Source organism: Hydrogenophaga sp., assembly GCF_018780075.1.
GTDB lineage: Bacteria > Pseudomonadota > Gammaproteobacteria > Burkholderiales > Burkholderiaceae_C > Hydrogenophaga.
Genome location: NZ_JADMKB010000095.1, coordinates 1 through 22,786, shown reverse-complemented (window position 1 = coordinate 22,786; position 22,786 = coordinate 1). Strand labels below are relative to the sequence as shown.

Here is a 22,786-nt window from a genome sequence, read left to right as displayed (position 1 = left end):
CGATCAACGCCAACGGCAGCTACAGCTTCACGCCAGCGGCGAACTACGCTGGTGCGATTCCCGTGGCGACCTACACGGTGAGCGACGGCCAGGGCGGCACAGACACTTCGACCTTGACGCTGGTCATGGCGCCGGTGAATGACGCGCCGGTGGACGGCGACGAGAGCAACACGGTCACGGAAGACACGACGCTGACGGTGATCGATGGTGCCCCTGGTGCGCAGGGCGACCTGCTCAACAACTACAGCGACGTCGAGGGCGGAACGCCCACGATCACGGACTTCACGGTCGATGGAACCACGCTGACGGCAGGCCAGACCGCGAGCATCGCGGGTGTCGGTGATCTCACGATCAACGCCAACGGCAGCTACAGCTTTGCGCCGGTGGCGAACTACGCCGGTGCCATTCCCGTGGCGACCTACACGGTCTCCGACGGCCAGGGCGGCACGGACACTTCGACGCTGACGCTGGTCATGGCTCCGGTGAACGACGCGCCTGTGGCCACGGACAACGTGGAGACGACGACCCAGGACGTTCCCGTGAGCGGCAACGTGATCACGGACAACACCGGTGATGGCGTGGACAGCGACATCGACGGCGGCCCGCTGACGGTCAGTGGCTTCACGGTGGGTGGGGTGGCCGGTGTGGTGGGCACGCCGCAAACCATCCCCAACGTGGGCGTGCTCACCGTCAACACCGACGGCAGTTACACCTTTGATCCGGTGCCCACCTTTGTGGGTGCGGTGCCGGCGGTGCAGTACACGCTGAACGACGGCAACGGTGGCACCGACACGGCCACGCTGAACATCACGGTGGAGCCGCTGAGCGAGACGCCTTCGCTGGTGGGCGACAGCGCGACGACGCAGGAAGACACGCCGGTGACCATCGACGTGCTGAACAACGACTCCCCGGGCAGCGAAGGACCGCTGACGATCACGGAGATCAACGGCCAGCCCATCGCGGTGGGCACGCCCGTGGTGCTGAACGACCCGATCACCGGCCTGCCGTTGGGCGAAGTGAGCCTGAACAACGGCGGCACGCCGGGCGACCCGACCGACGACGTGCTGGTGTTCACGCCAGAGCCAGGTTTCAACGGCCCGGTGGACTTCACCTACACGGTGGAAGACCGTCTGGGCAACGAGCTGGAAGCACCGGTGACGGTGGAGGTGACCCCGGTCAACGAACCCCCGGTGGCTTCTGACGACTCGACCGTCACGCCGGTGAACACGCCCGTGAACATTGACGTGCTGAGCAACGACAGCGATCCCGATGGGGAGCCGCTGACGGTCTCCGAGGTCCAGGGCCAGCCGATCACCGAAGGCGGTGCGGCGGTGCCGGTGCCCAATGGCTCGGTGGCTCTGGTGGGTGGGGTGCTGGTGTTCACGCCGACGACGGGCTACACCGGCCCTGCGGTGTTCGATTACACGGTGGAAGACCCCTCGGGCGAGACCGCCACGGCCACGGTGACGATCACCGTGGGCCAGGCCAACCAGCCGCCGGTGGCTCAACCCGACACCAACGCGACCACCGAAGACGTGCCGCTGAGCGTGACGGCGGCCAACGGTGTGATCCAGAGCGGATTGGCCGCTGGCGGTGTGGACAGCGACCCCAACGGCGACAGCCTGTCGGTGAGCGCGGTGGCTGGTGTCGCACCCGGAACGGTGGGCCAGCCGGTGCTGGGCACCCACGGCACGCTGGTGCTCAATGCCGACGGCAGCTACAGCTACACCCCGACGGCGGCGGCACAGGCGCTGGCCGAAAGTCAGGTGGTGACGGACGAGTTCGCGTACACGGTGACCGACCCGAGCGGCCAGACGGCGGTCGCGACGCTGACGATCACGGTCACGGGCGTGAACGACGCTCCGGTGGCCGAAGACAACAGCGCCATCACGGCGCCGGACACGACGGTGAGCGGCAACCTGCTGACCGACGACGGCAACGGACCGACCGCGGGCGGCGTGGACAGCGACCCGGATGGCGACACGCTGACGGTCAGCGGCTTCACGGTCGACGGCGTGCCTGGCGTGCTGGGCACACCGGTGAACATCCCCAACGTGGGCTTGCTCACGGTCAATGGCAATGGCAGCTACACCTTCGACCCGGTGCCCGGGTTCGAGGGCGCGATCCCGCCGGTGACCTACACCGTCAGCGACGGAGAAGGCGGGAGCGACACGGCGGCCCTGAACATCCTCGTGGACGCGGCCAACGATCCGCCCGTGGCCCAGAACGACAACGTGCGGGGTCTGGAAGACCAGCCGGTGACCTTCAACCCGCTGACCAACGACAGCGATCCGGAAGGCCAGCCGCTGACGATCACCGAGATCAACGGCAGCCCGGTCGTGCCGGGCACACCGGTGGTGATCACCAACCCGGGCGGAACGCCGGTGGGCACCCTGGTGCTCAACCCGGACGGGACACTCACGTTCACGCCGAATCCGAACTACAACACCACGACGCCGGTCCCGATCGACTACACCATCGCCGACCCGGACGGTCTGACCTCCACGGCCACGATCAACATCCTGATCGACCCGGTGAACGACGCGCCGGTGGCGACGGACAACGGTCCGGTGGCGACCGCACCGAACACGCCGGTGACCGGCAACGTCATCACCGGCAACACCGGCGCGGGCGTGGACAGCGACCTGGACGGCGATGCCCTGTCGGTCACGCAGTTCGCGGTGGACAGCAATGGCGACGGGACGCCCGAGACCTTCGCGGCCGGTGTGCCCGCCACGATCACGCAGACCGACGGGACCCCGGTGGGCACCCTGGTGATCGCTGCGAATGGCTCGTACACCTTCACGCCGGCGCCCGACTACAAAGGACCGGTGCCGAGCGCGACCTACACCCTGAGCGACGGCAGCCTGACAGACACGGCGGTCCTGAGCTTCACCGACGTGCCCAATGCGCCGCCGGTGGCCACGAACGACGGCCCGGTTCCCACCAGCGTGGACACGCCGGTCTCCGGCAACGTGTTGCCGAACGACGTCGATCCGAACGGTGACCCGCTGACGGTGACCGGGTTCACCGTGTCCGGTGTGCCGGGGACGTTCGCCGCCGGTGAGACGGCGGTGATCCCGGGCGTGGGCACGCTGCTGATCAACGCCGACGGTGGGTACACGTTCACGCCGGTGGCGGGCTACACCGGTCCGGTGCCGAGTGCGACCTATACCGTCACCGATGGCACGTCCTCCTCGTCGGCGGTCCTGAGCTTTGCCAGCATTCCGACAGAGCCGGTGGCGCCCCCACCGCCGCCGCCGCCCGCACCCCAGCCGGCGCCGCCACCGCCCGCACCCGCGCCGGCACCGCAGCCCGCCGAGCCGAACCAGCCGTCGTGGAGCGCACCGGTGACCGAGGCGCCCGCCGCACCGGGCCTGCCGCCCGTCGTCAACAGCGCGCTTCACGTGCTGTTCGCGGTGGGTGGCGCCAGCGCCGAACGGGGCCTGTTCGCGTCGCCGGTGGGCGGCACACAGGCGGGCGAGCCCCTGATGGGCGAGGCCCTGGCCCAGGTGCCGGACAGCTTGCTGTTCGACAGCAGCACCCGTGGTGCGGATCAGGGCCTGATCCGGGAGCGCGCCTTCGGCGAAATGCAGGCCTTCCAGCCGGCGTTGTACGTGCAGAGCGCGGTGCGTCACCAGCCCATCACGACCGATCCGAGCCTGTGGGTTCAGCACGCGGTGCGTTCTTCGCAGCTGGAATCACAGCTTCGCGCGGGCGCGGCCATCGCCAACAACTCGGCCACCCCGGGCTACAGCACGCTGATCGATCCCTTTGCGCTGGGTGCGCCGAAACCCGAAGGCTCTCCTGTGACGGTGGCCGACGCCGACGCACCGGAAGCACGCCAGGAAGCGGTGGCCCCCGCCGCCGTTCCCCCTGAAACCCAGGAGCGCGCGGTCAAGAACACGGTCGATCCTGCCGAAAAACCTGTGGTGAAGCCCCGCGCTGCGGTCGGCCTGCGGTCCCAGCTTGAGCGTTTCGCCAAGGACAGGGGCCAGAGCGCGCGCCCGGTCACCCGCACATCCGTCTCCAGCTGAACCCATTTAAAGAGAACTTGAACATGAGCAAACAAGAAAACACCTTCTCCGGCGTCGTCCGTGCGCTGCCGCGCACGCTGGTGGCACTGGCGGCGGCCGCCGTGGTGACGGGTTGCAGCGTCACCCCCCAAGCCGTCACGCAAGACCAGGTGCGCGACCGGGTGAAGGCCGACACGGCCCGCATGTACGTCGATCAGGCGCCGATCAATGCGCCGATCAGCATGGAAGAGGCGGTGGCCCGCGCGCTGAAATACAACCTGGACTACCGCCTGAAGAAGATGGAGTCGGCGCTGGCGCAGGGCCTGACCGATTACGCCAGTTACGACATGCTGCCCCAGATGGTGGCCTCCGCCGGTTACCGCAGCCGCAACAACGACTCGGGTGGCGTGAGCAAGGGCATCGTGGACGGTGAGATTTCCGACCGCGCGACCACCTCCGACGAGCGCAGCCGCTCGACACGGGGCATCGAGTTCTCCTGGAACGTGCTGGACTTCGGGGTCTCGTACTACCGGGCCCGCCAGCAGGGCGACCAGTTCCTGATCGCCGAAGAGCGCCGCCGCAAGGTGGTGCAGAACCTGCTGCAGGACGTGCGCGCCGCCTACTGGCGCGCCCTGGGGGCGCAGCGCCTCAATGCCCAGGCCGACGACATCCTGCAGCGCGCCTCGCTCGCCCTGAGCCGTTCGCGCGAAGCCGAGACCCAGAAAATCATTCCCCCGGGCCTGGCCCTGGCCTACCAGCGCGCCTTGCTGGACGCCACGACGCTGCTGAACCAGCGCCGCCAGGACCTGGAATTCGCGAAGCGCGAACTCGCGGCCTTGATGAACGTGCCCCCGGGCCTGGATTTCAAAGTGGCGGAAGCCAATGAAACCGCGCTGCCGGCCGCGCCGCGCGACGTGACCAAGCTGGAAGACATGGCGCTGCTGCAGCGCCCCGAGTTGCGCGAGGAAGACCTCCGCAAACGCATCACGGCCGCGGAAGCCAACAAGCAGATGCTGTCGATCCTGCCCGGCATCACGCTCACCTACGGCCGTCAGCGCGATTCGAACGCCTTCCTCTACAACAACAGCTGGTCCGAAGGTGGTGCCAGCCTGGCCTGGAACCTGATGCGCCTGGTGTCCATTCCGGCCATGAAGGACGCGCAGAAATACCAGGAGCAGACCGACGAAGCCCGCCGCATGGCGCTGTCCATGGCCATCCTGACGCAGACGCGTGTGAGCGCCGAGCGTTACCGCATGGCCCTGGAAGACTTCCGTCTGGCCGATCAGGCGTCGCAGGTGGACACCCGTCTCGCCGCGTTCACCAAAGCGTCGGTCACGGCCAAGCTCGACAGCGAACTGGAAGCGATCCGCACCCAGGCCCGTGCCGTGCTGGGCCAGTACCAGCGCGCCAACGCGTACGCCAACGCCCACATTGCGTTCGGACGTCTCTACAACACGCTGGGTTTTGACCCGATTGCCGACGACTTCGAGGCCAACGATCTGCCCCAGCTGACCGGGCGTGTGAAGGCCCACCTGCAGGCCGCCGAGAAAGACGCCTTTGCGCTGTCGTCCAACCTGTTCGGCCGCGCGGCGTCCGTCCATGTGAACCTGGCCGGCATTGCTGACCCGGTGCAGCAGGTGCGCATGAAGGCCCTGGTGACCGAGCTGCTGGGCCGCCATCAGATCACCACCGACGCCAAGGGCGGTGTGCCGCTGAACCTGGAGTTCCAGTCCGCCGAAGCCCACGGCGTTGAAAAAGCCTCCTGGACCCTGAAAGTGACCGACGAGGCGGGCCAGGCGCAGCAAGCCCGTTTTGCGACTACCATCCCGGCCAATGCCCGTGCATCGGTCTATGAGTCCAGCCTGATGGCGGCCCTCAATGCCAATCTTGGCGACATCAAATCCTGGCTGAATGTTGACTGATATGTCCTGCAAATCCCTCTGGCGCGCCACCGGCGCGGTGCTGTGTCTGGGTGCCCTTTCCTTCACGGTGTCCGCCCAGACCACCGCGGCCGGTGCGGCCAAGGCGCCCGCCGCGCCCGTGGCCAGCGCCGCCGCCGAATCCGTCCGGGTGTTGGTGCTGCCGGCAGGGGAAACGATCCTCGCCAGTCCGGTGCCGGGCCGCATCGCCCAGCTGCATGTCGGTCTCGGCGTGCCCTTCAAGCAGGGCTCGGTGCTGGTGTCCATGGACTGCGACGAGCCGCGGGCCCGGCTGGCCATGTCCAACGCCGATCAGGCCGCCGCCACCGACCAGTACGAAGCGAAGCTGCGCATGCAGGGCCTGGAACAGGCCAGCGATGTGGAGGTGGCGCTCGCCGCCGCCGCCGTGGCCAAGGCCAAGGCCCAGGTGAGCCTGTACCAGTTCCAGATCTCGCAGTGCTCGATCCGCGCGCCCTGGGACGGCCGCACCGCCAAGCTGCACGTGCGCAGCCACATGACCGTGTCGGCGGGGCAGCCCCTGCTCGATCTGGTGCGCAGTGGTCTGCTGCTGATGAAGCTCAATGTGCCGTCGCGCTGGATTTCAACCCTGAAGATGGGGCACGTGTTCGATGTGACCATCGACGAAACCGGCCAGACCTACCCCGCCAAGGTGCACCGCATCAACGGCCGGGTCGATCCTGTGAGCCAGACCATCGAGCTGGAAGCGTCCATGATGAAGTCCCATCCGGACCTGTTGCCCGGCATGAGCGGGGTGGCGAAGTTTTCCGGCATGCGGTGAGCGAGTGACATGAGCGATCCCTCGGATCTGGGCGTTCTGCTGCAGATCGAAGCCCGGGCCCTGGAAGCCCACGCGCTGCCTGCGCTGCGCTTCACCATCGTCAACGAGACCCACGCGCTCACGCCGTACCGGCAGGCGGCAATGTTCGAGCTGGAGGGGGCGCGCTTCCGGCTGACGGCCGCGTCCGGCCTGGTGAGCGTGGCCAACGATTCGCCGTTCGCGGTGTGGCTGAGCGAGTTCGCGCAGCGCTTCCCCCGCGACGGCGCCGTGCACCGCCTGGATTTTGCCGACGCATCGCCCGCCGATGCCGAGGGTTGGGGCGAGTGGTTGCCCGAGCACCTGCTGCTGGTGCCGCTGCGCGACCGGCAGGGGGCCTTGCAGGCGATGGTGGTGTACGCCGCCGAGCAGCCCTGGGACGACGCGGCGCTCGATCTGCTGGCCCGTTTGCATGCCACCTACGGCTATTGTTTTGCGGCCATGCGGCAGAGCTCGCAGCGCCGCTGGGGCGGTGTGCGTGGCCTCTTCAAGAAGCGCAACCGCTGGCTGATCGGTACGGCGCTGCTCTTGAGCCTGCTGATTCCCGTCCGCCTTTCGGTGCTGGCGCCGGCGGAAGTGATCGCGCTCAACGCGATGACCGTGTCGGCGCCGCAGGACGGCGTGGTGGGTTCGTTTGCGGTCGCGCCCAACGCGCGGGTCAAGGCCGGGGACGTTCTGTTTTCACTCGACGACTCAGCCCTGCTGAACCGCCTCGCGGTGGCGCGCAAATCGCTGGAGGTGGCGCAGGCCGACGCCCACATCGCGCAGCAGCGGGCCTTTGACGACCTCAAGAGCAAGGCCGACGTGGCCGTGGCGCTGGGCCGGGTGCGCGAGAAAGAGGCCGAGCTGGTGGCGGTCGAAACCCAGGCGCAGCGGGTGGAGGTGCGCGCCGAGCGCGATGGCATCGCCATCTTTGCCGACACCAACGACTGGCTCGGCCGCCCCGTGATGACGGGCGAGCGCGTGATGCAGCTCGCCAAGCCCGAAGACGGCGGCATCCAGGTCTGGCTCGCGGTCGCCGATGCGATCAACCTGGAACTGGACGCGCCGGTGCGGCTGTTCCTGCACACCGAACCGCTGAGCCCCCGCTCCGGACGCCTGATCGAAGCGAGCTACCAGTCGTCGCTGAGCCCCGAAGGCGTGGCCGCCTACAAGCTGCGGGCCCGGTTTGACGAGGGCAGCGAACTGCCCCGCATCGGGTTGCGCGGCACGGCCCGCATCTCGGGCGAGTGGGTCCTGTTGGGCTACTACCTGTTCCGGCGCCCGATCGCGCACCTGCGGGAGTGGAGCGGGCTGTGAGTGACGGCACCTCGGTCGACATGACAGGGGCCATTCGCCTGAAGGCACCGCCTCGAAAAGCGCCGCCCCGCAAGGTGCCGCTGCCCCCCATCCGCGACGAGCTGATCCTGTTCGCCGCGGCGCCCAACGAAGACGGCACGCCCGCCTGGATGATCCAGGACCCGGTGACCAACCGGTTTTACCGGATCGGCTGGATCGATTTTGAGTTGCTGGTCCACTGGGCCGACAACGACGTGGCGTCGCTGGTGCGCTCGGTCAACGAACAGACGCCGCTCAACGTCACGGTCGACGACGTTCGCCAGCTCACCAAGTTCCTCGCCGACAACCAGCTGCTCCGGCTCAACAACAAGGCCGATGTGGCCAAGGCGATGGCGCGTGCGGAGGGCATGAAGCGTTCGTTCTTCGAGTGGCTGCTGCACAACTACCTGTTCTTCCGTCTGCCCCTGGTGCGGCCCCAGCGCTGGCTGGCGGCGCTGCAGCCCTTCCTGGCCCGCATCCACATGCCGCTGGTGGCGGGCGTGATCGGCGTGATCACCCTGGTGGGGATGTACCTCGTGTCGCGCCAGTGGGACGTGTTCACCCATACCCTGGTGGACAACATGACCCTGTCGGGGATGTTGGGCTACGGCGCCGCCTTGCTGTTTGCCAAGACGCTGCACGAACTCGGGCACGCCCTGGTGGCCACGCGCTACGGCGTGCGGGTGGCCCACATGGGGGTCGCGTTCCTGGTGCTGCTGCCCATGCTCTACACCGACACGGGCGAGAGCTGGCGTCTGAAAGATTCGAGGCAGCGCCTGGCGATCGCCGCCGCCGGCATTTCGGTGGAGCTGGCGCTGGCGGGCATCGCCACGCTGGTCTGGACGCTGGCGCCCGACGGCGCGTTCCGCAACGGCATGTTCTTCCTGGCCACCACGAGCTGGGTGCTGACGCTGGCGATCAACGCCAGCCCGTTCATGCGCTTCGATGGCTATTTCATCGCCAGCGACCTGATGGACCTGCCCAACCTGCACGAGCGCTCCAGCGGCCTGGCCCGCACCTGGATGCGGCGCTCCCTGCTGGGGTTCGATGAGAAGTGGCCCGAACATTTCCCCTTGCCCAAGCGGCGCGCGCTGATCGGCTTCGCGCTGTTCACCTGGCTGTACCGGCTCACCGTGTTCATCGGCATCGCGTTGCTGGTGTATTACTTCTTCTTCAAATTGCTCGGCATCCTGTTGATGATGCTGGAGCTGGTGTGGTTCATCGGAAAGCCGGTCATGAAAGAACTCGAAGTCTGGAAAAAGCGGCGCGCCGAGATCAGCACGCCGCGGCGTTGGTGGCTGGCCGCCTTTGCGCTGCTGGCCGTGGGCGTGCTGGTGTTTCCGTTCAGCAGCCGCGTCTCGGGCTACGGCTGGTTCCACGCCCAGAACCAGCAGCTGATCCACGCGCCCTTTGCGGCGCAGATCGTGTCGGTGCCCACGCAGCGCCAGTTCAAGACCGGCGACGTGCTGTTCGTGCTGGAGTCGTCCATGCTCAGCATCGCCCAGGACAAGTCGCGCCAGATGGCCCAGGCCAGGGACAGCCAGATCGCCGGCCTGCTCGGCCTGCCCGATGGCGAAGCGCAGCGCCAGACGCTCAATTCGCAGAAGGCCTATTTCGAGGCCGAAGAGAAGATGAGCGTGGACGAGCTGGCGCGGCTCACGCTGCGGGCGCCCTTCGACGGCGAGCTGCACGATGTGGACCACGGGCTGGCGCCCGGCGTCTGGGTCAAGCCGCGCGAGCCCCTGGCCATCCTGGTGGACCGCAAGGCCTGGGTCATCGAGGCCTTCATCGCCGAGGCCGACCTCGACCGGGTGGCCGTGGGGCAGGCGGTGCGCGCGCGGTTGTTGTCCGATCCCATGGCCTGGACCGGCGGGCACATCGAGGCGATCGACGTCTCGCGCACGCTGGCGCTGCCCAGTCCCATGCTCGACGCCACCAACGGCGGCCCCATCGCCACCGTGACCGAGGCGGCCCGCGAAGGCAAGGAGCGCAGCCAGGTCGTGCGCGACGCGTTGTTCCGCGTGCGCATCGCGCTGGATCAACCCTTGCCCACGAACCAGGTGTCCACCGTGAGGGTGAGCATCGAGGGCAAGACCGAATCGATCGCGTCGAAGGCCTTCCGGCAGATGGCGTCGATCTTCATCCGCGAAAGTGGGTTCTAGAGGCTAAAGGCCCCCAAGCGTCTTCCCGCCTTCGGCGTGAATCCGGGGCTCCGCCGCTGCGCGCTCACACGCCACCCCTCTGCGGTCGTTCTCCCGTGCGATCATTGAGCGCATGAGCATTCTGCGCATCGCGACGTACAACATCCACAAGGGCGTTCAGGGCCTGGGGCCGGCGCGCCGGCTGGAAATCCACAACCTGGCCCACGCGGTCGAGCAGTTCGACGCCGACATCGTCTGCCTCCAGGAGGTGCGCCGGCACCACCGCAAGCTGGAAAAACACTTCACCCGCTGGCCCGATCTGGACCAGGCCGGCTACCTGTCGCCCGAGGGCTACGAGTCGGTCTACCGCACCAACGCGGTGACGCGCCACGGCGAGCACGGCAACGCCCTGCTGTCGCGCTGGCCGGTGCTGGACACGCGCCATTCCGACGTGTCCGACCACCGCTTCGAGCAGCGTGGCCTGCTGCACGTGCAGCTGCTGATCGAGGGGAAAGAGGTGCACGTGGTGGTGGTCCACTTCGGGCTGATCCACGCCAGCCGCGAGCGGCAGGTGGAGCGGCTCGGCCGTTACATCGCGAGCGACGTGCCGCCCGGCGCGCCCCTCATCGTGGCGGGCGACTTCAACGACTGGGGTGCCCAGCTGCTCAAGCCCATGGCGGCGCTGGACCTGCGCACCTTCGACGGCATCCGCCTGCCCACCTACCCGTCGCGCCTGCCGCTGCTGCACATGGACCGCATCTACGCGCGCGGGCTGCATCCCGTCAGCGCGCACGTGCCGCACGGGCGCGCCTGGTCGCGCATGTCCGACCACCTGCCCCTGATCGCCGAGCTGGAGCTGTGACACCCGCCGCCGATCCCCCTGAGCGCACCGGGCCGTCCGTTCCACGACCGGGTCACCAGCTGCTGTTGCTGGAAGGGGGCACGGCGCTGTTTCCCGCGCTGGTGGAGGCGATGGACGCCGCGCGCCGGGTGATCCAGCTGGAGACCTACATCTTCGAATTCGCCGGTTCGGCGCTCAGCGTGGCCGAGGCCCTGGAGCGGGCGGCCCGGCGCGGCGTGCTGGTGCGGCTGGTGATCGATGGCGTCGGGACGCCGAAGGTGCCGCCGGAATGGCAGGAGCGGTTTGTGAAAGCGGGGGTGCGCTGGCGGGTCTACGCACCGCTGGGCCGCCTGGGTCTGCTGATCCCGAGCCGCTGGCGCCGGCTGCACCGCAAGCTCTGCGTGGTGGATGGCACCGTCGGCTTCTGTGGCGGCATCAACATCATCGACGATTGTGACGACGTGGCGCTGGGCCGCCTGAAGGTGCCGCGGCTGGACTTCTCGCTGCGGGTGGCCGGCCCCCTGGTGGACGACATGGTCGACACCATGGAGCAGCTCTGGTGGCGCCTGCAGGCGGTGCGCCGGGCCCGTCAGCGGGAGTTCAAGGCGGCCTGGGATGCCCTGCGCGAAACCCTGCCCGTGGGTGACTTCTCGCGCCTGCTCAAGAAGATCGAGGTTTTCACCGGCCTCGCGTCCCGCGGCAAACCGGACGCCGAGGACAGCGAGGTGGCCCCGTTTCCCGACGGACCGGTGGGCGTGAACGACGCGCGCGCCGCGCTGCTGCTGCGCGACAACGTCAGTCACCGGCACGACATCGAGCGCGCCTACCTCAAGGCGCTGGGCGCGGCCCGCCACGACATCGTGATCGCCAACGCCTATTTCATTCCCGGCCGCCGCCTGCGCCGCGCGCTCACCATGGCCACCGCGCGCGGCGTGCGCGTGCGCCTGCTGCTGCAGGGGCGCTACGAAAACTTCTTCCAGTACCGCTCCGCCCGGCCGGTGTACCAGGAGCTGCTGGACGCGGGCATCGACATCCGCGAGTACGCGCCCAGCGCGCTGCACGCCAAGGTGGCGGTGGTGGACCGCGCCTGGGCGACGGTGGGCTCGACCAACCTCGACCCGCTCTCGCTGCTGCTGGCGCGCGAGGCCAACGTCATGACCACCGACCGGCGCTTTGCCGAGTTGCTGCACCAGCGGCTGGACGCCTTGGTCGAGCACGCCGGGCAAAAGCTCGACGCCGCGTCGCTCGGTCGGCGCCCCTGGTACCAGCGGGCGCTGGACCGCTTTGCTTTCGGGGTCATGCGGATGCTGCTGTTCGTGACGGGGCACCGGTATTGAGGTGGCCCACCCCCGCCGCGCTGCGCGCCCCCCTCAAGGGGGCAACGCTGGCGGCCCGGCAAAGCCGGTTCCGCGGCGTTCTGGGTTGGGGCACTTCGCGTCGGAGAAGGCTTTCTGACAGGCACCCCGTGTGCGGCCAAGACCCCTGGCCGGCGCCTGGTATTTGGGGCTTTGGGGGCCGGTGTTAGCATGCCTGATGCTCATGAAAACCGAACCTGACATGACCCCTGCCACCCCTTCTGACGATGACCAGGGCGTGCCCATGTCCGTCAAGATCCGCGAGCGCGTCCAGGCCGCCCGCCGCCGTTTCCACTCCAACGACAACATCGCCGAGTTCATCCAGCCCGGTGAGCTGGACAAGCTGCTGGAGGAGGTCACGGTCAAGATGCAGGGCGTGCTCGACAGCATGGTGATCGACACGGAGAACGACCACAACACCGGCGACACCGCGCGCCGCGTGGCCAAGATGTACCTGAAAGAGGTGTTCAACGGCCGCTACGTCAAGGGCCCGGCCGTCACCGAGTTCCCCAACGCCGAGCACCTCAACGAGCTCATGATCGTCGGCCCGATCACCGTGCGCAGCGCCTGCAGCCACCACTTCTGTCCGGTCATCGGCAAGATCTGGATCGGCGTCATGCCCAACGAGCACACCAACGTGATCGGCCTGTCCAAGTACGCGCGCCTGGCCGAGTGGATCATGGGCCGCCCGCAGATCCAGGAAGAGGCCGTGGTGCAGCTGGCCGACCTGATCCAGGAGAAGACGCAGCCCGACGGCCTGGCCATCGTCATGGAGGCCAGCCACTACTGCATGGCCTGGCGTGGCGTGAAGGACATGGACAGCAAGATGATCAATTCGGTCATGCGCGGCGTGTTCCTGAAAGACCCGAACCTGCGCCGCGAATTCCTCTCCCTCATTCCCCGCAAATCCTGAGAACTCCACCATGCTGGTCCGTCTGCTTTACGTCAGCCGAGCGATCGACAAAGATTGCTCCAAGGCCATCGAGTCCATCCTCGAAACCTCCCGTTCGCACAACATGGGCAACGGCATCACCGGCGTGCTGTGTTACGGCGGTGGGGTGTTTCTCCAGGCCATCGAGGGCGGCCGCACCGCGGTCAACACGCTCTACAACCACATCGCGGCCGACCAGCGCCACACCGACGTGGTGCTGCTGCACTACGAAGAAATCACCGAGCGTCGTTTCGGTGGCTGGACCATGGGGCAGGTCAACCTCTCCAAGCTCAACACCTCCATCGTGCTCAAGTACTCCGAGCGTCCCGAGTTCGACCCGTATGGCGTGTCGGGCAAGGTCTCGCTGGCCCTGCTGGAAGAGCTGATGGCCACCGCCTCGATCATCGGCCGCGCCTGAGGCCGCTCCGTTCCGCAACCGCAGTGACCCCTGGCCGGGCACTGCGGTTTTTTCTTTGCTGCTCCCACCGTGTCACCCACCGCTTTTGCCCTCATCGTGCTCGCCGGCCTGATCCACGCCGGCTGGAACATCGTGGCCAAGAAGGCCGGTGGCGACGCGCGTTTCGCTTTCTTCACCGCCTTCATCATGATGGGCCTCTGGGCGCCGCTGGGCTGGTGGCTGGGGCGCGGCGTGGTGGCGAACTGGGGCACGGTCGAGTGGTCGCTGGTGGTGGCCTCCGGCGTGCTGCACGTCTTCTATTACGTGATCCTGCTGCGCGGCTACCGCAAGGCCGACCTGACCGTGGTCTACCCGCTGGCGCGCGGCTCGGGCCCGCTGCTGTCCTCGCTGATCGCCATCGTGTTCCTCGGCGAGCGCATCTCGGCGCTGGGCGTGGCCGGCATCGCGGGCGTGGTGGGTGGCGTGTTCCTGATCGCGGGCGGCCCCGGCCTGCTGCGCGCGGCGCGCGACCCGGCCGCGCGGCAGCGGGTGCACAAAGGCATGTTCTATGGCGTGCTCACCGGCGCCTTCATCGCCGCCTACACGGTGGTCGATGGCTATGCGGTGCGCTGGGTGCTGATGTCGCCCATCCTCGTGGACTACATGGGCAACTTCGTGCGCGTGGCGCTGCTCGCGCCCAGCGTGCTGCGCGACCGTGCCACCGCCTGGCGGCTCTGGCAGCAGCAATGGCGCCACGCGCTGATGGTCGCGGCGTTCAGCCCGGTGGCCTATGTGCTGGTGCTCTACGCGATGCAGGAGGCGCCGCTGTCGCACGTGGCGCCCGCGCGCGAGGTGTCGATGCTGTTCGCCGCGCTGCTGGGCGGGCATTTGCTGGGTGAGGGCGAACGCGGCTCCCGCGTGCTGGGAGCGCTGTGCATCGCGGGCGGTGTGGTGGCCCTGGGCCTGGGGTGAGCGCAATGACCTCCCCACACACCACCTTGCTGGGCTGTGACTTCACCAGCGCACCCTCACGCCGCAAACCCGTCACGCTCGCCGTCGGCCACCACGACCGCGGTCGGGTGCTGCTCGATGCCCTGGAAACCTTCGACACGCTGGACGGCTGGCAGGCGCGGCTGGCGCAGGCCACCGACGGTGGCTGGGTCGGCGGCTTCGACCTGCCCTTCGGCCTGCCCCGCGAGCTGGTGCAGACGCTGGGCTGGCCCACCGACTGGCGGCCCTGCATGCAGCACTACGCCAGCCTGTCGCGCGAGCAGATCCGCGACACCTTTGCCGCGTTCTGCGACGCCCGGCCGGTCGGGGGCAAGTTCGCGCACCGCGCCACCGACGGCCCGGCGGGCTCCAGCCCGAGCATGAAGTGGGTCAACCCGCCGGTGGCCTTCATGCTGCACGCGGGGGTGCCCCGCTTGATCGAGGCGGGCGTCACGCTGCCCGGCCTGCACGACGGTGACCCACGTCGCGTCGCGCTCGAGGCCTACCCTGGCCTGCTGGCGCGCAGCGTTCTGGGCCCCACCAGCTACAAGAGCGACGACAAGGCCAAGCAGACGCCCGAGCGGCTGATCGCCCGCAAGACGCTGGTCAACGCACTGGAAAACGGGCTGGCGCCGCTGCTGCAGGCGGCCGGCCTGCGCCTCAAACTCAGCCACGCGCAGCGCGACGCGCTGGCCGACGACGCCAGCGGCGACCGGCTCGACGCCGTGCTCTGCCTGCTGCAGGCCGCCTGGGCGCAACGGCAGCACGAGGCGGGTCATCCTCGCCACGGCCTGCCCGAGTTCGACCCGCTCGAAGGCTGGATCGTCAGCGCCTGAACGCGAACACCCCCCGCGCCGCTTCGCGTCACCCCCCTCTAGGGGGGCGGCACTGGCCGTCTGGCGGAGCCAGCCCGGCGGTGCCCTTGGGTTGGACCGCTCGCTGGCCGTCTGGTGGAGCAGCCCGGCGGTGCCCTGGGCGGAGCCGTTTCATGCGCCGTGACCTCGCTGAGCCAGGGGCTTTCAGCCCCGCAACGGGTATCCTTGCACCCCATGAAAACGCCCGAATCCCCCGCTTTGCCCGCTGAGCTGCGCTTCGCTTTCGTCGAAGCCTCGTGGCACGCCGACATCGTCCACCAGGCGCGTGACGCCTTCTTTGCCCGCATGGCCGAAGGCGGCGTCGGCCCCGAGCGCATCGACGTGTTCGACGTGCCCGGCGCGTTCGAAATCCCCTTGCACGCCCAGCGCCTGGCGCGCTCGGGCCGCTACGCCGCCATCGTGGGCAGCGCGCTGGTGGTGGATGACGGCATTTACCGTTTCGATTTCCTCTCGCAGACCGTGCTGCAGGCGCTGATGGACGTTCAGCTCGACACCGGCGTGCCCCTGATCTCGGCCGTGCTCACACCCCACCATTTCCACGAACACGCCGAACACCGCAAGTACTTCCAGCGCCACTTTGCGGTCAAGGGCACCGAGGCCGCCGAGGCCTGCCTGCAGACCGTGGCCGGGCTGCATCGGCTCGGTGCCTTGTTGTCTTCCTGAACGGGCCGCGACATGAAGAACAGGTCTCTGTGTGTGCTGGGTCTGGGCCTGCTGGCCCAGACCGTGTGGGCCGCCGACATCTGCGAACCGCTGCGCGAGCAGATCGAGGTTCAGATCGCCGGCACCGGCGCCACCGGCTTTGCGGTGATCGTCGTCGACGCGAACGCGGAAGTGGCCGGCAAGGTGGTCGGCACCTGCGCCATGGGCGAGCGCAAGCTGGTCTATGTGCGGGCGGGTGGGGCCCCTGCGGGCGCCAAAATGGTCCGACCCGTGGCACCGCCGGTCGTGCGCGGGGATGCCCACATCATCACCGAGTGCCGCAACGGCACCGTGGTGCGCGGCAACGCGACCTGCCCACCGTGAAACACCCCCGCCGCGCTTCGCGCGACCCACTCAAAGGGGGCGGCACTGGCCGTCCGGCAAAGCCGGCCCGGCGGTGCCCTGGTCGGCACCGGTTTAGCCCAACGCTTTGAACGACTGCAGCGCCGACAGCGGCGTGAATTGCCCGGTGCGTTTCTCCTTCATCGCCGTGATGGACTCGCGCACGTGCGCGTTGCTCCAGATCGCGCCCTGCAGCCAGCCCATCTGGCGCAGGCTGTCTTCCACCGAGTGGTCGCGCGCGTAGGTCACGGCCTGCTTGGTGCCCCAGATCGCGACCGGCGGCTTGCTGGCGATCTCCTTCGCGCACTGCAGCGCGGCGGCCAGCATGGCCTCGGGTGTGTCGAACACCTCGTTGACCAGCCCGTAGGCCAGCGCCTTGGCGGCGGGCAGGCGGCGGCCGGTGTAGGCCATTTCTTTCACCACCGCAAACGGGATCAGCTTCGGTAACCGCTGCAGCGTGCCCACGTCGGCCACCATGCCGATGTTGATCTCCTGGATGCAGAAAAACGCGTCGGTTGTCGCGTAGCGGATGCAGGCGGCGGTGACCATGTCCACCGCGCCGCCGATGCAGCCTCCCTGGATGGCGCAGATCACGGGGCAACGCAGGGCCTCGATCTTGGTGAACGTGGCCTGCATGTCGGTCAGCAGGTCGAAGATCGCGGCGCGGCCTTCGGGGCTCTGATCGTCCATCGCGATCGCGCCGGCGAAGGTGTCGAGCGACATGCCGGCGCTGAAGTGTTTGCCGGTGCTGCTGATGACCAGCGCGCGCGCCGTGCCCTCGTTGTGCAGCGTCGTCAGCACCTCGTCCAGCTCGCGCCAGAACGTGGGGTGCATGGTGTTCATCGCGTCGGGGCGGTTGAGCACCAGGTGGGCGACGTGGTCGTCAGTCGAGTTCAGGGAAAAGCAGGTCGGTGTGTTCATCGGTGGCCTTGTCTTTCGGGGGTCGGGTGGGGTGGCTTTCACTGTAGCCCGAGGCCTCTTCGCTCTCTGTCCCGGGCTTGACCAGCTTGCCCACGCGCACGCCCAGCAGCCGGATGCGCCGGCTCAGGTCCACGCGCTTCAGGCACAGACCGGCTTGGCGGCGGATGGTGGCAGCGTCGGCGGTGAAGTGGTCGATCGTCACGTCCCGCGTCACGCTCTGGAAGTTGTCGTAGCGCAGCTTGATGCCGATGGTCTTGCCCGCGTAGCCTTTGCGCTGCAGGTCGTCGGCCACTTGCTCGCACAGCCGCGTGAACACCGCGCCCAGTTCGGTGCGGTCGCGTACCGCGTGCAGGTCACGCTCGAAGGTGGTCTCGCGGCTCATGCTCACCGGTTCGCTCTCGGTCACCACCGGGCGCTCGTCGCGGCCCCAGCTCACGGCGTGCAGCCAGGCGCCGTAGCTCCTGCCGAAGGTCTCGACCAGCCAGCCCGGGTCGCGCGCCGCCAGCTCGCCGATGGTGTGGATGCCGTGGCCCTGCAGCTTCTCGTCCGCCTTGGGGCCCACGCCGTTGACTTTGCGGCAGGGCAGGGGCCAGATCTTGGCTTGCAGGTCGTCGGGCCAGACGATGCTGATGCCGTTGGGCTTGTTGAATTCGCTCGCCATCTTGGCGATCAGCTTGTTCGGCGCCACGCCGATGGAGCAGGTGATGCCGGTCGCCTGGAAGATGCTCTTCTGGATCAGCCGCGCCAGCACGCGCCCGCCCTCGCGCTGGCCGCCGGGCACCTGGGTGAAGTCGATGTAGACCTCGTCCACGCCGCGGTCCTCCATCACCGGCGCGATCTCCAGGATGGTGCTTTTGAACAGGCGCGAGATGCGGCGCACCTCGTCAAAGTCCACCGGCAGCAGGATGGCCTGCGGGCAGAGCTTGGCCGCCTTCATCAGCCCCATGGCCGAGCCCACGCCGAACTGGCGCGCCGGGTAGGTGGCGGTGGTGATGACGCCGCGCCCGGTGTAGCCCGAGAGGCGGGGAAAAAAATCGAGCGGGATGCGGCTCAGGTCGCCGTCGGACCAGTCGCGCTCCGGGTAGGCCTCGCGCAGGCGGGCCAGCACGTCGTCCTCGCGCCGCCGCCCGCCGCCGATCACCACCGGCAGGCCCTTGAGCTGCGGGTAACGCAGCAGCTCCACCGACGCGAAAAACGCGTCCATGTCCAGGTGCGCGATGCGGCGGGGCAGGGGGGCTTCGGGGGTCACGGTGGCTGGAGCATAGCGCCGCGGGCGCGAGCGCCGACGGGTCTAAGATGGGCGCTCCGTGCGCAGCCTGGACATGCGCCCTGTCTATGGAGCCCCCATGAACACCCTCTCCCGGATCCTCGCCGCCCTGCTGGTCGCCGCCGGCCTCGCCCTCGCCGGTTTCGCCGTCAGCCAGGGCCTGGAGCGTTTCCGCATGTCGGACCGCTCGGTCACCGTCAAAGGGCTCGCTGAAAAAGAGGTCGAGAGCGACTTCGCGATCTGGACGATCGGTTTTCGCCGTGCGGGCGTGGAGTTCGGCGCGGTGCAGCAGGCGCTGTCCGCCGACCGCGACAAGGTGCTCGCGTTCCTCAAGGCCCAGGGCTTCACCGACGCCGAGCTCGAACCCAAGCCCCTGCAGGTGCAAGACCTGCTGGCGCGCGAGTATGCGCAGGGCAACGTGCCGTTCCGCTTCAACGGCAGCGGCCAGGTGCTGGTGAAGTCGGCACGGGTCAAGGACGTGGAGAAAGCCGCGCTGGCGGTGGACCCGCTGATCCAGGCCGGCATGCAGCTCGGCGGCGCCGAAGGCGAGGGCGCCAACAGCGGCCCGCGTTACCAGCTGCGCGGCTTCAACGACATCAAGGCCCCGCTGCTGGCCGAGGCCACGCGCAACGCCCGGGAGCAGGCCGACAAGTTCGCCACCGAAGCCGGCGCCAGCCTCGGCCCGCTGAAGAACGCCAACCAGGGCGCGATCCGCATCACCGGGGACGACGGCAACGACTTCGACGACGGCAGCTCACGCACCAAGCGGCTGCGTGTGGTGAGCACCTTTGAATACGAGCTGCGGTAAGGCTCCCCCCGCAGCGCTTCCCCAGGGGGCGGCACCGCTTCAGGCGTCGGATCGCGCTTCTGGCGCCGCCGCATCGCCATCCCTGTCCCCGGGAATGCCCGACCAGCTCTCCCAGCCCGGACCAAAGGTCTCGATGGGGTGTTGCGTGCGTTCCGACCCGTTGCCGCAGAGCAGGGCGTTGAAAGCGCAATAGCGGTCGCAGCCCCAGCAATTGCGCTCGGGGTGGGGTGGGTTGAGGGGAAAGGGTTTGGCCATGGTCCGGCAACCGTGGCCGGCGGACGGCGGCCACACTGGCGAGTGTGTCGGTCTCGCTGCTGGCCCGCCTTGATCTGATTCAAGACTACCGGGTGCGCCCCGCGGTGCGCAGCCGCTTCAGATCGCCTTGTGCACCAGCGCGCCCTTGAACAACCAGGGCAGGCGCGGGCCCTGGGCTTCCGGCACACCGCCTTTGGCCTCCACGCTGATGGCCAGCTGGCCGACGCCCGCGAGCGCGGCTTCCTTGGCGGGCAGTTGCAGGGTCTTGTATTTGCTCTCGATCACGCCCAGCGACCGCGGGGGCTTGTCGCCGTCCAGCGCCCAGAGCTGCATGCTGTCTTCGCGGCCTTCTTTCACCTCGTTGAGGCGCTGCAGCTGCAGCAGGCCGGTCTGCGGGTCCATGGTCACGAGCATGGCGGGTTGCTGCCGATCGTCGAGCAGCACCGAGAGGTGGCGGATCTGCGGCACGGCCGCCACCTTGGCCTGCAGGTGGCCGATCTGCGCCTTGAGCTGCTCGACCATGCTGGCGCTGGCGGCCCAGCCCAGCAGCAGCACCAGCAGCAGGAAGATGGCCAGCGCGCGCCACCACGGCGAGACCCTGCGGCTGGCGGGCGTGGGGGGCGTGGCGTCGGGCTGGGCAGTGTGCGAATCGTTCATGCCCGAAGTATGCCTGTGCGGGGGGCTCGGGGCGGGTCCGAGGGCGGGGGCGGTACACTGCGCCGAGTCCATGTTGGCTGCTGGCGGCGCCAGCAGCCGGCGCTATCAAAGCGGTAGTCAACCTCCCAATCCCTGCCATCCATGCAAGCCTTAGAAGTGGCGATCTGGTCTGCCATGGCGGGTGTCCTGCTGACACTGGCCGTCGCGGCCTCGCTGGACGTGGCCACGCGTCCCAGCCTGCCCGCGGCGCGCTCGTGGCTGAGCCTGGTGCTCACCGGCGGGGCCTGTATCCTGATGTCCGGTCTGCCCGAGGCCCTGTGGCCCTCCTGGAACCACATCGACTGGCTGCCACTGAAGGCCACGCTGGGGCCGCTGTGCGGGGTGCTGGCCATGACCTACCTCGGACACTGGTCGGGCCTGCGCCGTGAAGACCTGCTGGTGCGGCGCATGATGGGGCCGGGCGCGTCGGTGCTCATCGCCGGCACCTTCCTCCTGCTGGGCCTGGTGGTCGCGGGCGTGCCCGCCGACACCGTGCTGTTGCTGACGGCGGCCATCAACGGCCTGGCGGTGCTGATGGGCGTGCTGATCGCGGTGCGCAGCGTGACGCTGGGCGACCAGCTGTCGCGGTGGATGGTGCTGGCCTGCCTCTGCCTGGCGCAGATGACGGCCGGCCTGTACGCCAAGGGTCTGGGCATGGACATGGGCAACGCCTACTGGGCACTGACCGCGTGCGCCACGGTCGGCTACTTCACCACCGTGATCGTGCTGGTGCGCATGCGCAACCGCCAGCTGCGCCGCCTGCGGCGCCAGGCCACGGGGCAGATGCCGTTGATGGACCCGCTGAACCTGCCGTGCGGTGCCCAGCTGGTGGCCCGCGTCGAAGACGCGCTCTGGCGCAGCCAGCGCATGGGCCGCCCCTGCCTGGTGGTCGCGGTGTCGGTGTCCAACCTGTACGCCTACCGGGAGCCGCCGGTCCCGGACCCGGTGGGCGAAATCCTGGTGGCCCTGTCGGCGCGCATCCGCCAGCTGGTGGGCTTCCGGAACGTCGTGGGGCTGTACCACCAGCGCTGCTTCGTGCTGGCCATCTCGGCGGTGCAGGACCCTGCGCGCGCCGAGCTGGTGACCGAACGGGTGCTGCGCGAACTGCGGATGTCGGTGACCGTCGGCCCCGACCCGCTCTCGCTGCCGTTCCAGCCGGAGGTGGCGATCGGCGTGGTCGAGGTGCCGGCCGGGACCGAGGAAACCGCGGCGGTCCGGGTCATCAACCTGGCCGAGCAGCTGGCGCTGCACGCGCACGACGAACCCGAGCGGGCGCTGCGGCGCACCTGGACGTTGCGGCCGGACACCCCGGTGGCGCTGGCGTCCTGGCTCGCAGAGACCCGTCCCGCCAGCCTCTGAGGCCGGCCAGGCGCCCGCCGCCGCCCGGTCGATACAGGGGGACCATTTCCCCATGAGTTCCGGATTGCAGGACCCCGACAGCGCCGGCTCGGCACCGGACTGCCGGCCCAGGACGTGGGCCGGCTGATCTGCGCCAGCATCAGCCCGGTCGACGGCCCCGTGCTCGACGAAATGCGCCGCATCCGCGACCACGCCTTGGTGCACAACGCCGAGCACGGCCTGCGCGTCGTGCTCATGCACACATGCGGCTGGTTCACCCCCGAGCGCTGCTTCGCGACCGAGGCACGGGGCCTGCCCTGGCAGGAGGCCCGCACCGGCGACGGCGCGCCGCAGCATGCCCAGCTCTGGGGGTCCCTGAAAACGGTGCTCGACGGGCTGGGCTGACGCCCGGCTTCAGCCGGCGGTCGGGAAGGTGCCGGGCAGCAGGATGCTGCGGTCCACGGTCTGGATGTTGGTGTGGCCGCAGAAGGCCATGGTCACGTCCAGCTCCTTGTGGATGATCTGCAGCGCTTTCAGCACGCCTTCTTCGCCCATTGCGCCCAGGCCGTAGACCATGGCGCGGCCGATCATGGTGCCGCGCGCGCCCAGGGCCCAGGCCTTGAGCACGTCCTGGCCACTGCGGATGCCGCCGTCCATCCAGACCTCGATCTGGTCGCCCACCGCCGCCACGATGGCCGGCAGCGCTTCGATGCTGCTCGGCGCGCCGTCGAGCTGGCGGCCGCCGTGGTTGCTGACCACGATGGCATCGGCCCCGCTCGCCACGGCCAGCTTCGCGTCTTCCACGTCCATGATGCCCTTGAGGATCAGCTTGCCGCCCCA

The 22,786-nt window shown here is 68.7% G+C and carries 22 protein-coding genes and 1 pseudogene; 18 read left to right on the top strand and 5 right to left on the bottom strand.

Annotated features, from left to right (window positions below; genetic code table 11):
* From IV088_RS15380 to IV088_RS15320, 15 genes and pseudogenes are all read left to right on the top strand, one after another.
* Positions 1-4,037 (top strand): Ig-like domain-containing protein (locus tag IV088_RS15380; RefSeq protein ID WP_291103748.1); only part of this gene is annotated, 4,037 nt, incomplete at its 5' end.
* Positions 4,038-4,060: 23 nt separating this feature from the next.
* Complete coding sequence (locus IV088_RS15375; protein ID WP_291103745.1) at positions 4,061-5,938, top strand: TolC family protein; 1,878 nt, start codon at positions 4,061-4,063, stop codon at positions 5,936-5,938.
* Between the two features lies 1 nt (position 5,939).
* A complete protein-coding gene (locus IV088_RS15370) occupies positions 5,940-6,734 on the top strand; it encodes an efflux RND transporter periplasmic adaptor subunit (protein WP_291103742.1) in 795 nt (264 codons plus the stop codon).
* Between the two features lie 9 nt (positions 6,735-6,743).
* Complete coding sequence (locus tag IV088_RS15365; protein ID WP_291103739.1) at positions 6,744-8,069, top strand: efflux RND transporter periplasmic adaptor subunit; 1,326 nt, start codon at positions 6,744-6,746, stop codon at positions 8,067-8,069.
* 20 nt (positions 8,070-8,089) lie between these two features.
* Positions 8,090-9,205: pseudogene (locus tag IV088_RS26350) on the top strand (site-2 protease family protein); the annotation flags it as partial.
* Between the two features lie 292 nt (positions 9,206-9,497).
* A complete protein-coding gene (locus IV088_RS26345; RefSeq protein WP_367171594.1) occupies positions 9,498-9,722 on the top strand; it encodes a hypothetical protein in 225 nt (74 codons plus the stop codon).
* A complete protein-coding gene (locus tag IV088_RS26340) occupies positions 9,719-10,249 on the top strand; it encodes an HlyD family efflux transporter periplasmic adaptor subunit (RefSeq protein WP_367171593.1) in 531 nt (176 codons plus the stop codon). The genes IV088_RS26345 and IV088_RS26340 overlap by 4 nt, the downstream gene beginning before the upstream one ends.
* 112 nt (positions 10,250-10,361) lie before the next feature.
* Positions 10,362-11,090 (top strand): endonuclease/exonuclease/phosphatase family protein, encoded by a 729-nt coding sequence (locus IV088_RS15355; RefSeq protein ID WP_291103733.1) that lies wholly within the window; start codon positions 10,362-10,364, stop codon positions 11,088-11,090.
* Positions 11,087-12,406 (top strand): cardiolipin synthase ClsB, encoded by a 1,320-nt coding sequence (gene clsB / locus IV088_RS15350; RefSeq protein WP_291103730.1) that lies wholly within the window; start codon positions 11,087-11,089, stop codon positions 12,404-12,406. Before IV088_RS15355 ends, clsB begins: the two co-directional genes overlap by 4 nt.
* Positions 12,407-12,602: 196 nt before the next feature.
* The gene (gene folE, locus IV088_RS15345; RefSeq protein WP_291103727.1) at positions 12,603-13,337 is read left to right on the top strand and encodes a GTP cyclohydrolase I; all 735 of its coding nucleotides are present in this window, start codon (positions 12,603-12,605) and stop codon (positions 13,335-13,337) included.
* A gap of 10 nt (positions 13,338-13,347) precedes the next feature.
* The gene (locus tag IV088_RS15340) at positions 13,348-13,773 is read left to right on the top strand and encodes a BLUF domain-containing protein (protein WP_291103724.1); all 426 of its coding nucleotides are present in this window, start codon (positions 13,348-13,350) and stop codon (positions 13,771-13,773) included.
* 69 nt (positions 13,774-13,842) lie between these two features.
* Positions 13,843-14,724 (top strand): EamA family transporter, encoded by an 882-nt coding sequence (locus IV088_RS15335; RefSeq protein ID WP_291103722.1) that lies wholly within the window; start codon positions 13,843-13,845, stop codon positions 14,722-14,724.
* A 5-nt stretch (positions 14,725-14,729) separates the two neighbouring features.
* On the top strand, positions 14,730-15,578 hold the full coding sequence (locus tag IV088_RS15330) for a DUF429 domain-containing protein (protein WP_291103718.1): 849 nt from the start codon (positions 14,730-14,732) through the stop codon (positions 15,576-15,578).
* Positions 15,579-15,791: 213 nt separating this feature from the next.
* Complete coding sequence (locus IV088_RS15325) at positions 15,792-16,280, top strand: 6,7-dimethyl-8-ribityllumazine synthase (RefSeq protein WP_291103715.1); 489 nt, start codon at positions 15,792-15,794, stop codon at positions 16,278-16,280.
* 12 nt (positions 16,281-16,292) lie between these two features.
* Positions 16,293-16,643: a DUF1161 domain-containing protein gene (locus IV088_RS15320; protein WP_291103712.1), complete on the top strand. Its 351-nt coding sequence runs from the start codon at positions 16,293-16,295 to the stop codon at positions 16,641-16,643.
* 93 nt (positions 16,644-16,736) lie between these two features.
* Here IV088_RS15320 and IV088_RS15315 read toward each other — a convergent pair whose 3' ends face one another.
* Positions 16,737-17,582 (bottom strand): enoyl-CoA hydratase-related protein, encoded by an 846-nt coding sequence (locus IV088_RS15315; RefSeq protein ID WP_291103709.1) that lies wholly within the window; start codon positions 17,580-17,582, stop codon positions 16,737-16,739.
* Positions 17,545-18,786 (bottom strand): DNA polymerase IV, encoded by a 1,242-nt coding sequence (locus tag IV088_RS15310; protein ID WP_291103751.1) that lies wholly within the window; start codon positions 18,784-18,786, stop codon positions 17,545-17,547. Before IV088_RS15310 ends, IV088_RS15315 begins: the two co-directional genes overlap by 38 nt.
* A gap of 142 nt (positions 18,787-18,928) precedes the next feature.
* Between IV088_RS15310 and IV088_RS15305 the strand changes: the two genes are divergently transcribed.
* Entirely contained in the window at positions 18,929-19,657 is a 729-nt protein-coding gene (locus IV088_RS15305) for an SIMPL domain-containing protein (RefSeq protein ID WP_291103706.1), read from the top strand.
* A 39-nt stretch (positions 19,658-19,696) separates the two neighbouring features.
* Here the strand turns inward: IV088_RS15305 and IV088_RS15300 are convergent, their stop codons facing one another.
* Complete coding sequence (locus IV088_RS15300; RefSeq protein WP_291103703.1) at positions 19,697-19,912, bottom strand: DUF3079 domain-containing protein; 216 nt, start codon at positions 19,910-19,912, stop codon at positions 19,697-19,699.
* Between the two features lie 117 nt (positions 19,913-20,029).
* Entirely contained in the window at positions 20,030-20,569 is a 540-nt protein-coding gene (locus IV088_RS15295; RefSeq protein WP_291103700.1) for an anti-sigma factor, read from the bottom strand.
* A gap of 141 nt (positions 20,570-20,710) precedes the next feature.
* On the opposite strand from IV088_RS15295, the gene IV088_RS15290 reads away from it, so the two are divergent.
* Together IV088_RS15290 and IV088_RS15285 are read left to right on the top strand one after the other, a co-directional pair.
* The gene (locus tag IV088_RS15290; RefSeq protein WP_291103697.1) at positions 20,711-21,967 is read left to right on the top strand and encodes a hypothetical protein; all 1,257 of its coding nucleotides are present in this window, start codon (positions 20,711-20,713) and stop codon (positions 21,965-21,967) included.
* 114 nt (positions 21,968-22,081) lie between these two features.
* Entirely contained in the window at positions 22,082-22,351 is a 270-nt protein-coding gene (locus tag IV088_RS15285) for a hypothetical protein (protein WP_291103694.1), read from the top strand.
* A 9-nt stretch (positions 22,352-22,360) separates the two neighbouring features.
* Here the strand turns inward: IV088_RS15285 and IV088_RS15280 are convergent.
* Positions 22,361-22,786: alpha-hydroxy acid oxidase (locus IV088_RS15280; protein ID WP_291103691.1), on the bottom strand; the 426-nt coding region annotated here is incomplete at its 5' end.

Bases quoted from the DNA above. Each gene is read 5' to 3' on its own strand.
- IV088_RS15375 (WP_291103745.1), top strand. From the start codon at position 4,061: ATGAGCAAACAAGAAAACACCTTCTCCGGCGTCGTCCGTGCGCTGCCG.
- IV088_RS15370 (WP_291103742.1), top strand. From the start codon at position 5,940: ATGTCCTGCAAATCCCTCTGGCGCGCCACCGGCGCGGTGCTGTGTCTG.
- IV088_RS15365 (WP_291103739.1), top strand. From the start codon at position 6,744: ATGAGCGATCCCTCGGATCTGGGCGTTCTGCTGCAGATCGAAGCCCGG.
- IV088_RS26340 (WP_367171593.1), top strand. From the start codon at position 9,719: ATGAGCGTGGACGAGCTGGCGCGGCTCACGCTGCGGGCGCCCTTCGAC.
- IV088_RS15355 (WP_291103733.1), top strand. From the start codon at position 10,362: ATGAGCATTCTGCGCATCGCGACGTACAACATCCACAAGGGCGTTCAG.
- folE (WP_291103727.1), top strand. From the start codon at position 12,603: ATGCTCATGAAAACCGAACCTGACATGACCCCTGCCACCCCTTCTGAC.
- IV088_RS15340 (WP_291103724.1), top strand. From the start codon at position 13,348: ATGCTGGTCCGTCTGCTTTACGTCAGCCGAGCGATCGACAAAGATTGC.
- IV088_RS15330 (WP_291103718.1), top strand. From the start codon at position 14,730: ATGACCTCCCCACACACCACCTTGCTGGGCTGTGACTTCACCAGCGCA.
- IV088_RS15325 (WP_291103715.1), top strand. From the start codon at position 15,792: ATGAAAACGCCCGAATCCCCCGCTTTGCCCGCTGAGCTGCGCTTCGCT.
- IV088_RS15320 (WP_291103712.1), top strand. From the start codon at position 16,293: ATGAAGAACAGGTCTCTGTGTGTGCTGGGTCTGGGCCTGCTGGCCCAG.
- IV088_RS15315 (WP_291103709.1), bottom strand. From the start codon at position 17,582: ATGAACACACCGACCTGCTTTTCCCTGAACTCGACTGACGACCACGTC.
- IV088_RS15310 (WP_291103751.1), bottom strand. From the start codon at position 18,786: ATGGACGCGTTTTTCGCGTCGGTGGAGCTGCTGCGTTACCCGCAGCTC.
- IV088_RS15305 (WP_291103706.1), top strand. From the start codon at position 18,929: ATGAACACCCTCTCCCGGATCCTCGCCGCCCTGCTGGTCGCCGCCGGC.
- IV088_RS15300 (WP_291103703.1), bottom strand. From the start codon at position 19,912: ATGGCCAAACCCTTTCCCCTCAACCCACCCCACCCCGAGCGCAATTGC.
- IV088_RS15295 (WP_291103700.1), bottom strand. From the start codon at position 20,569: ATGAACGATTCGCACACTGCCCAGCCCGACGCCACGCCCCCCACGCCC.
- IV088_RS15290 (WP_291103697.1), top strand. From the start codon at position 20,711: ATGCAAGCCTTAGAAGTGGCGATCTGGTCTGCCATGGCGGGTGTCCTG.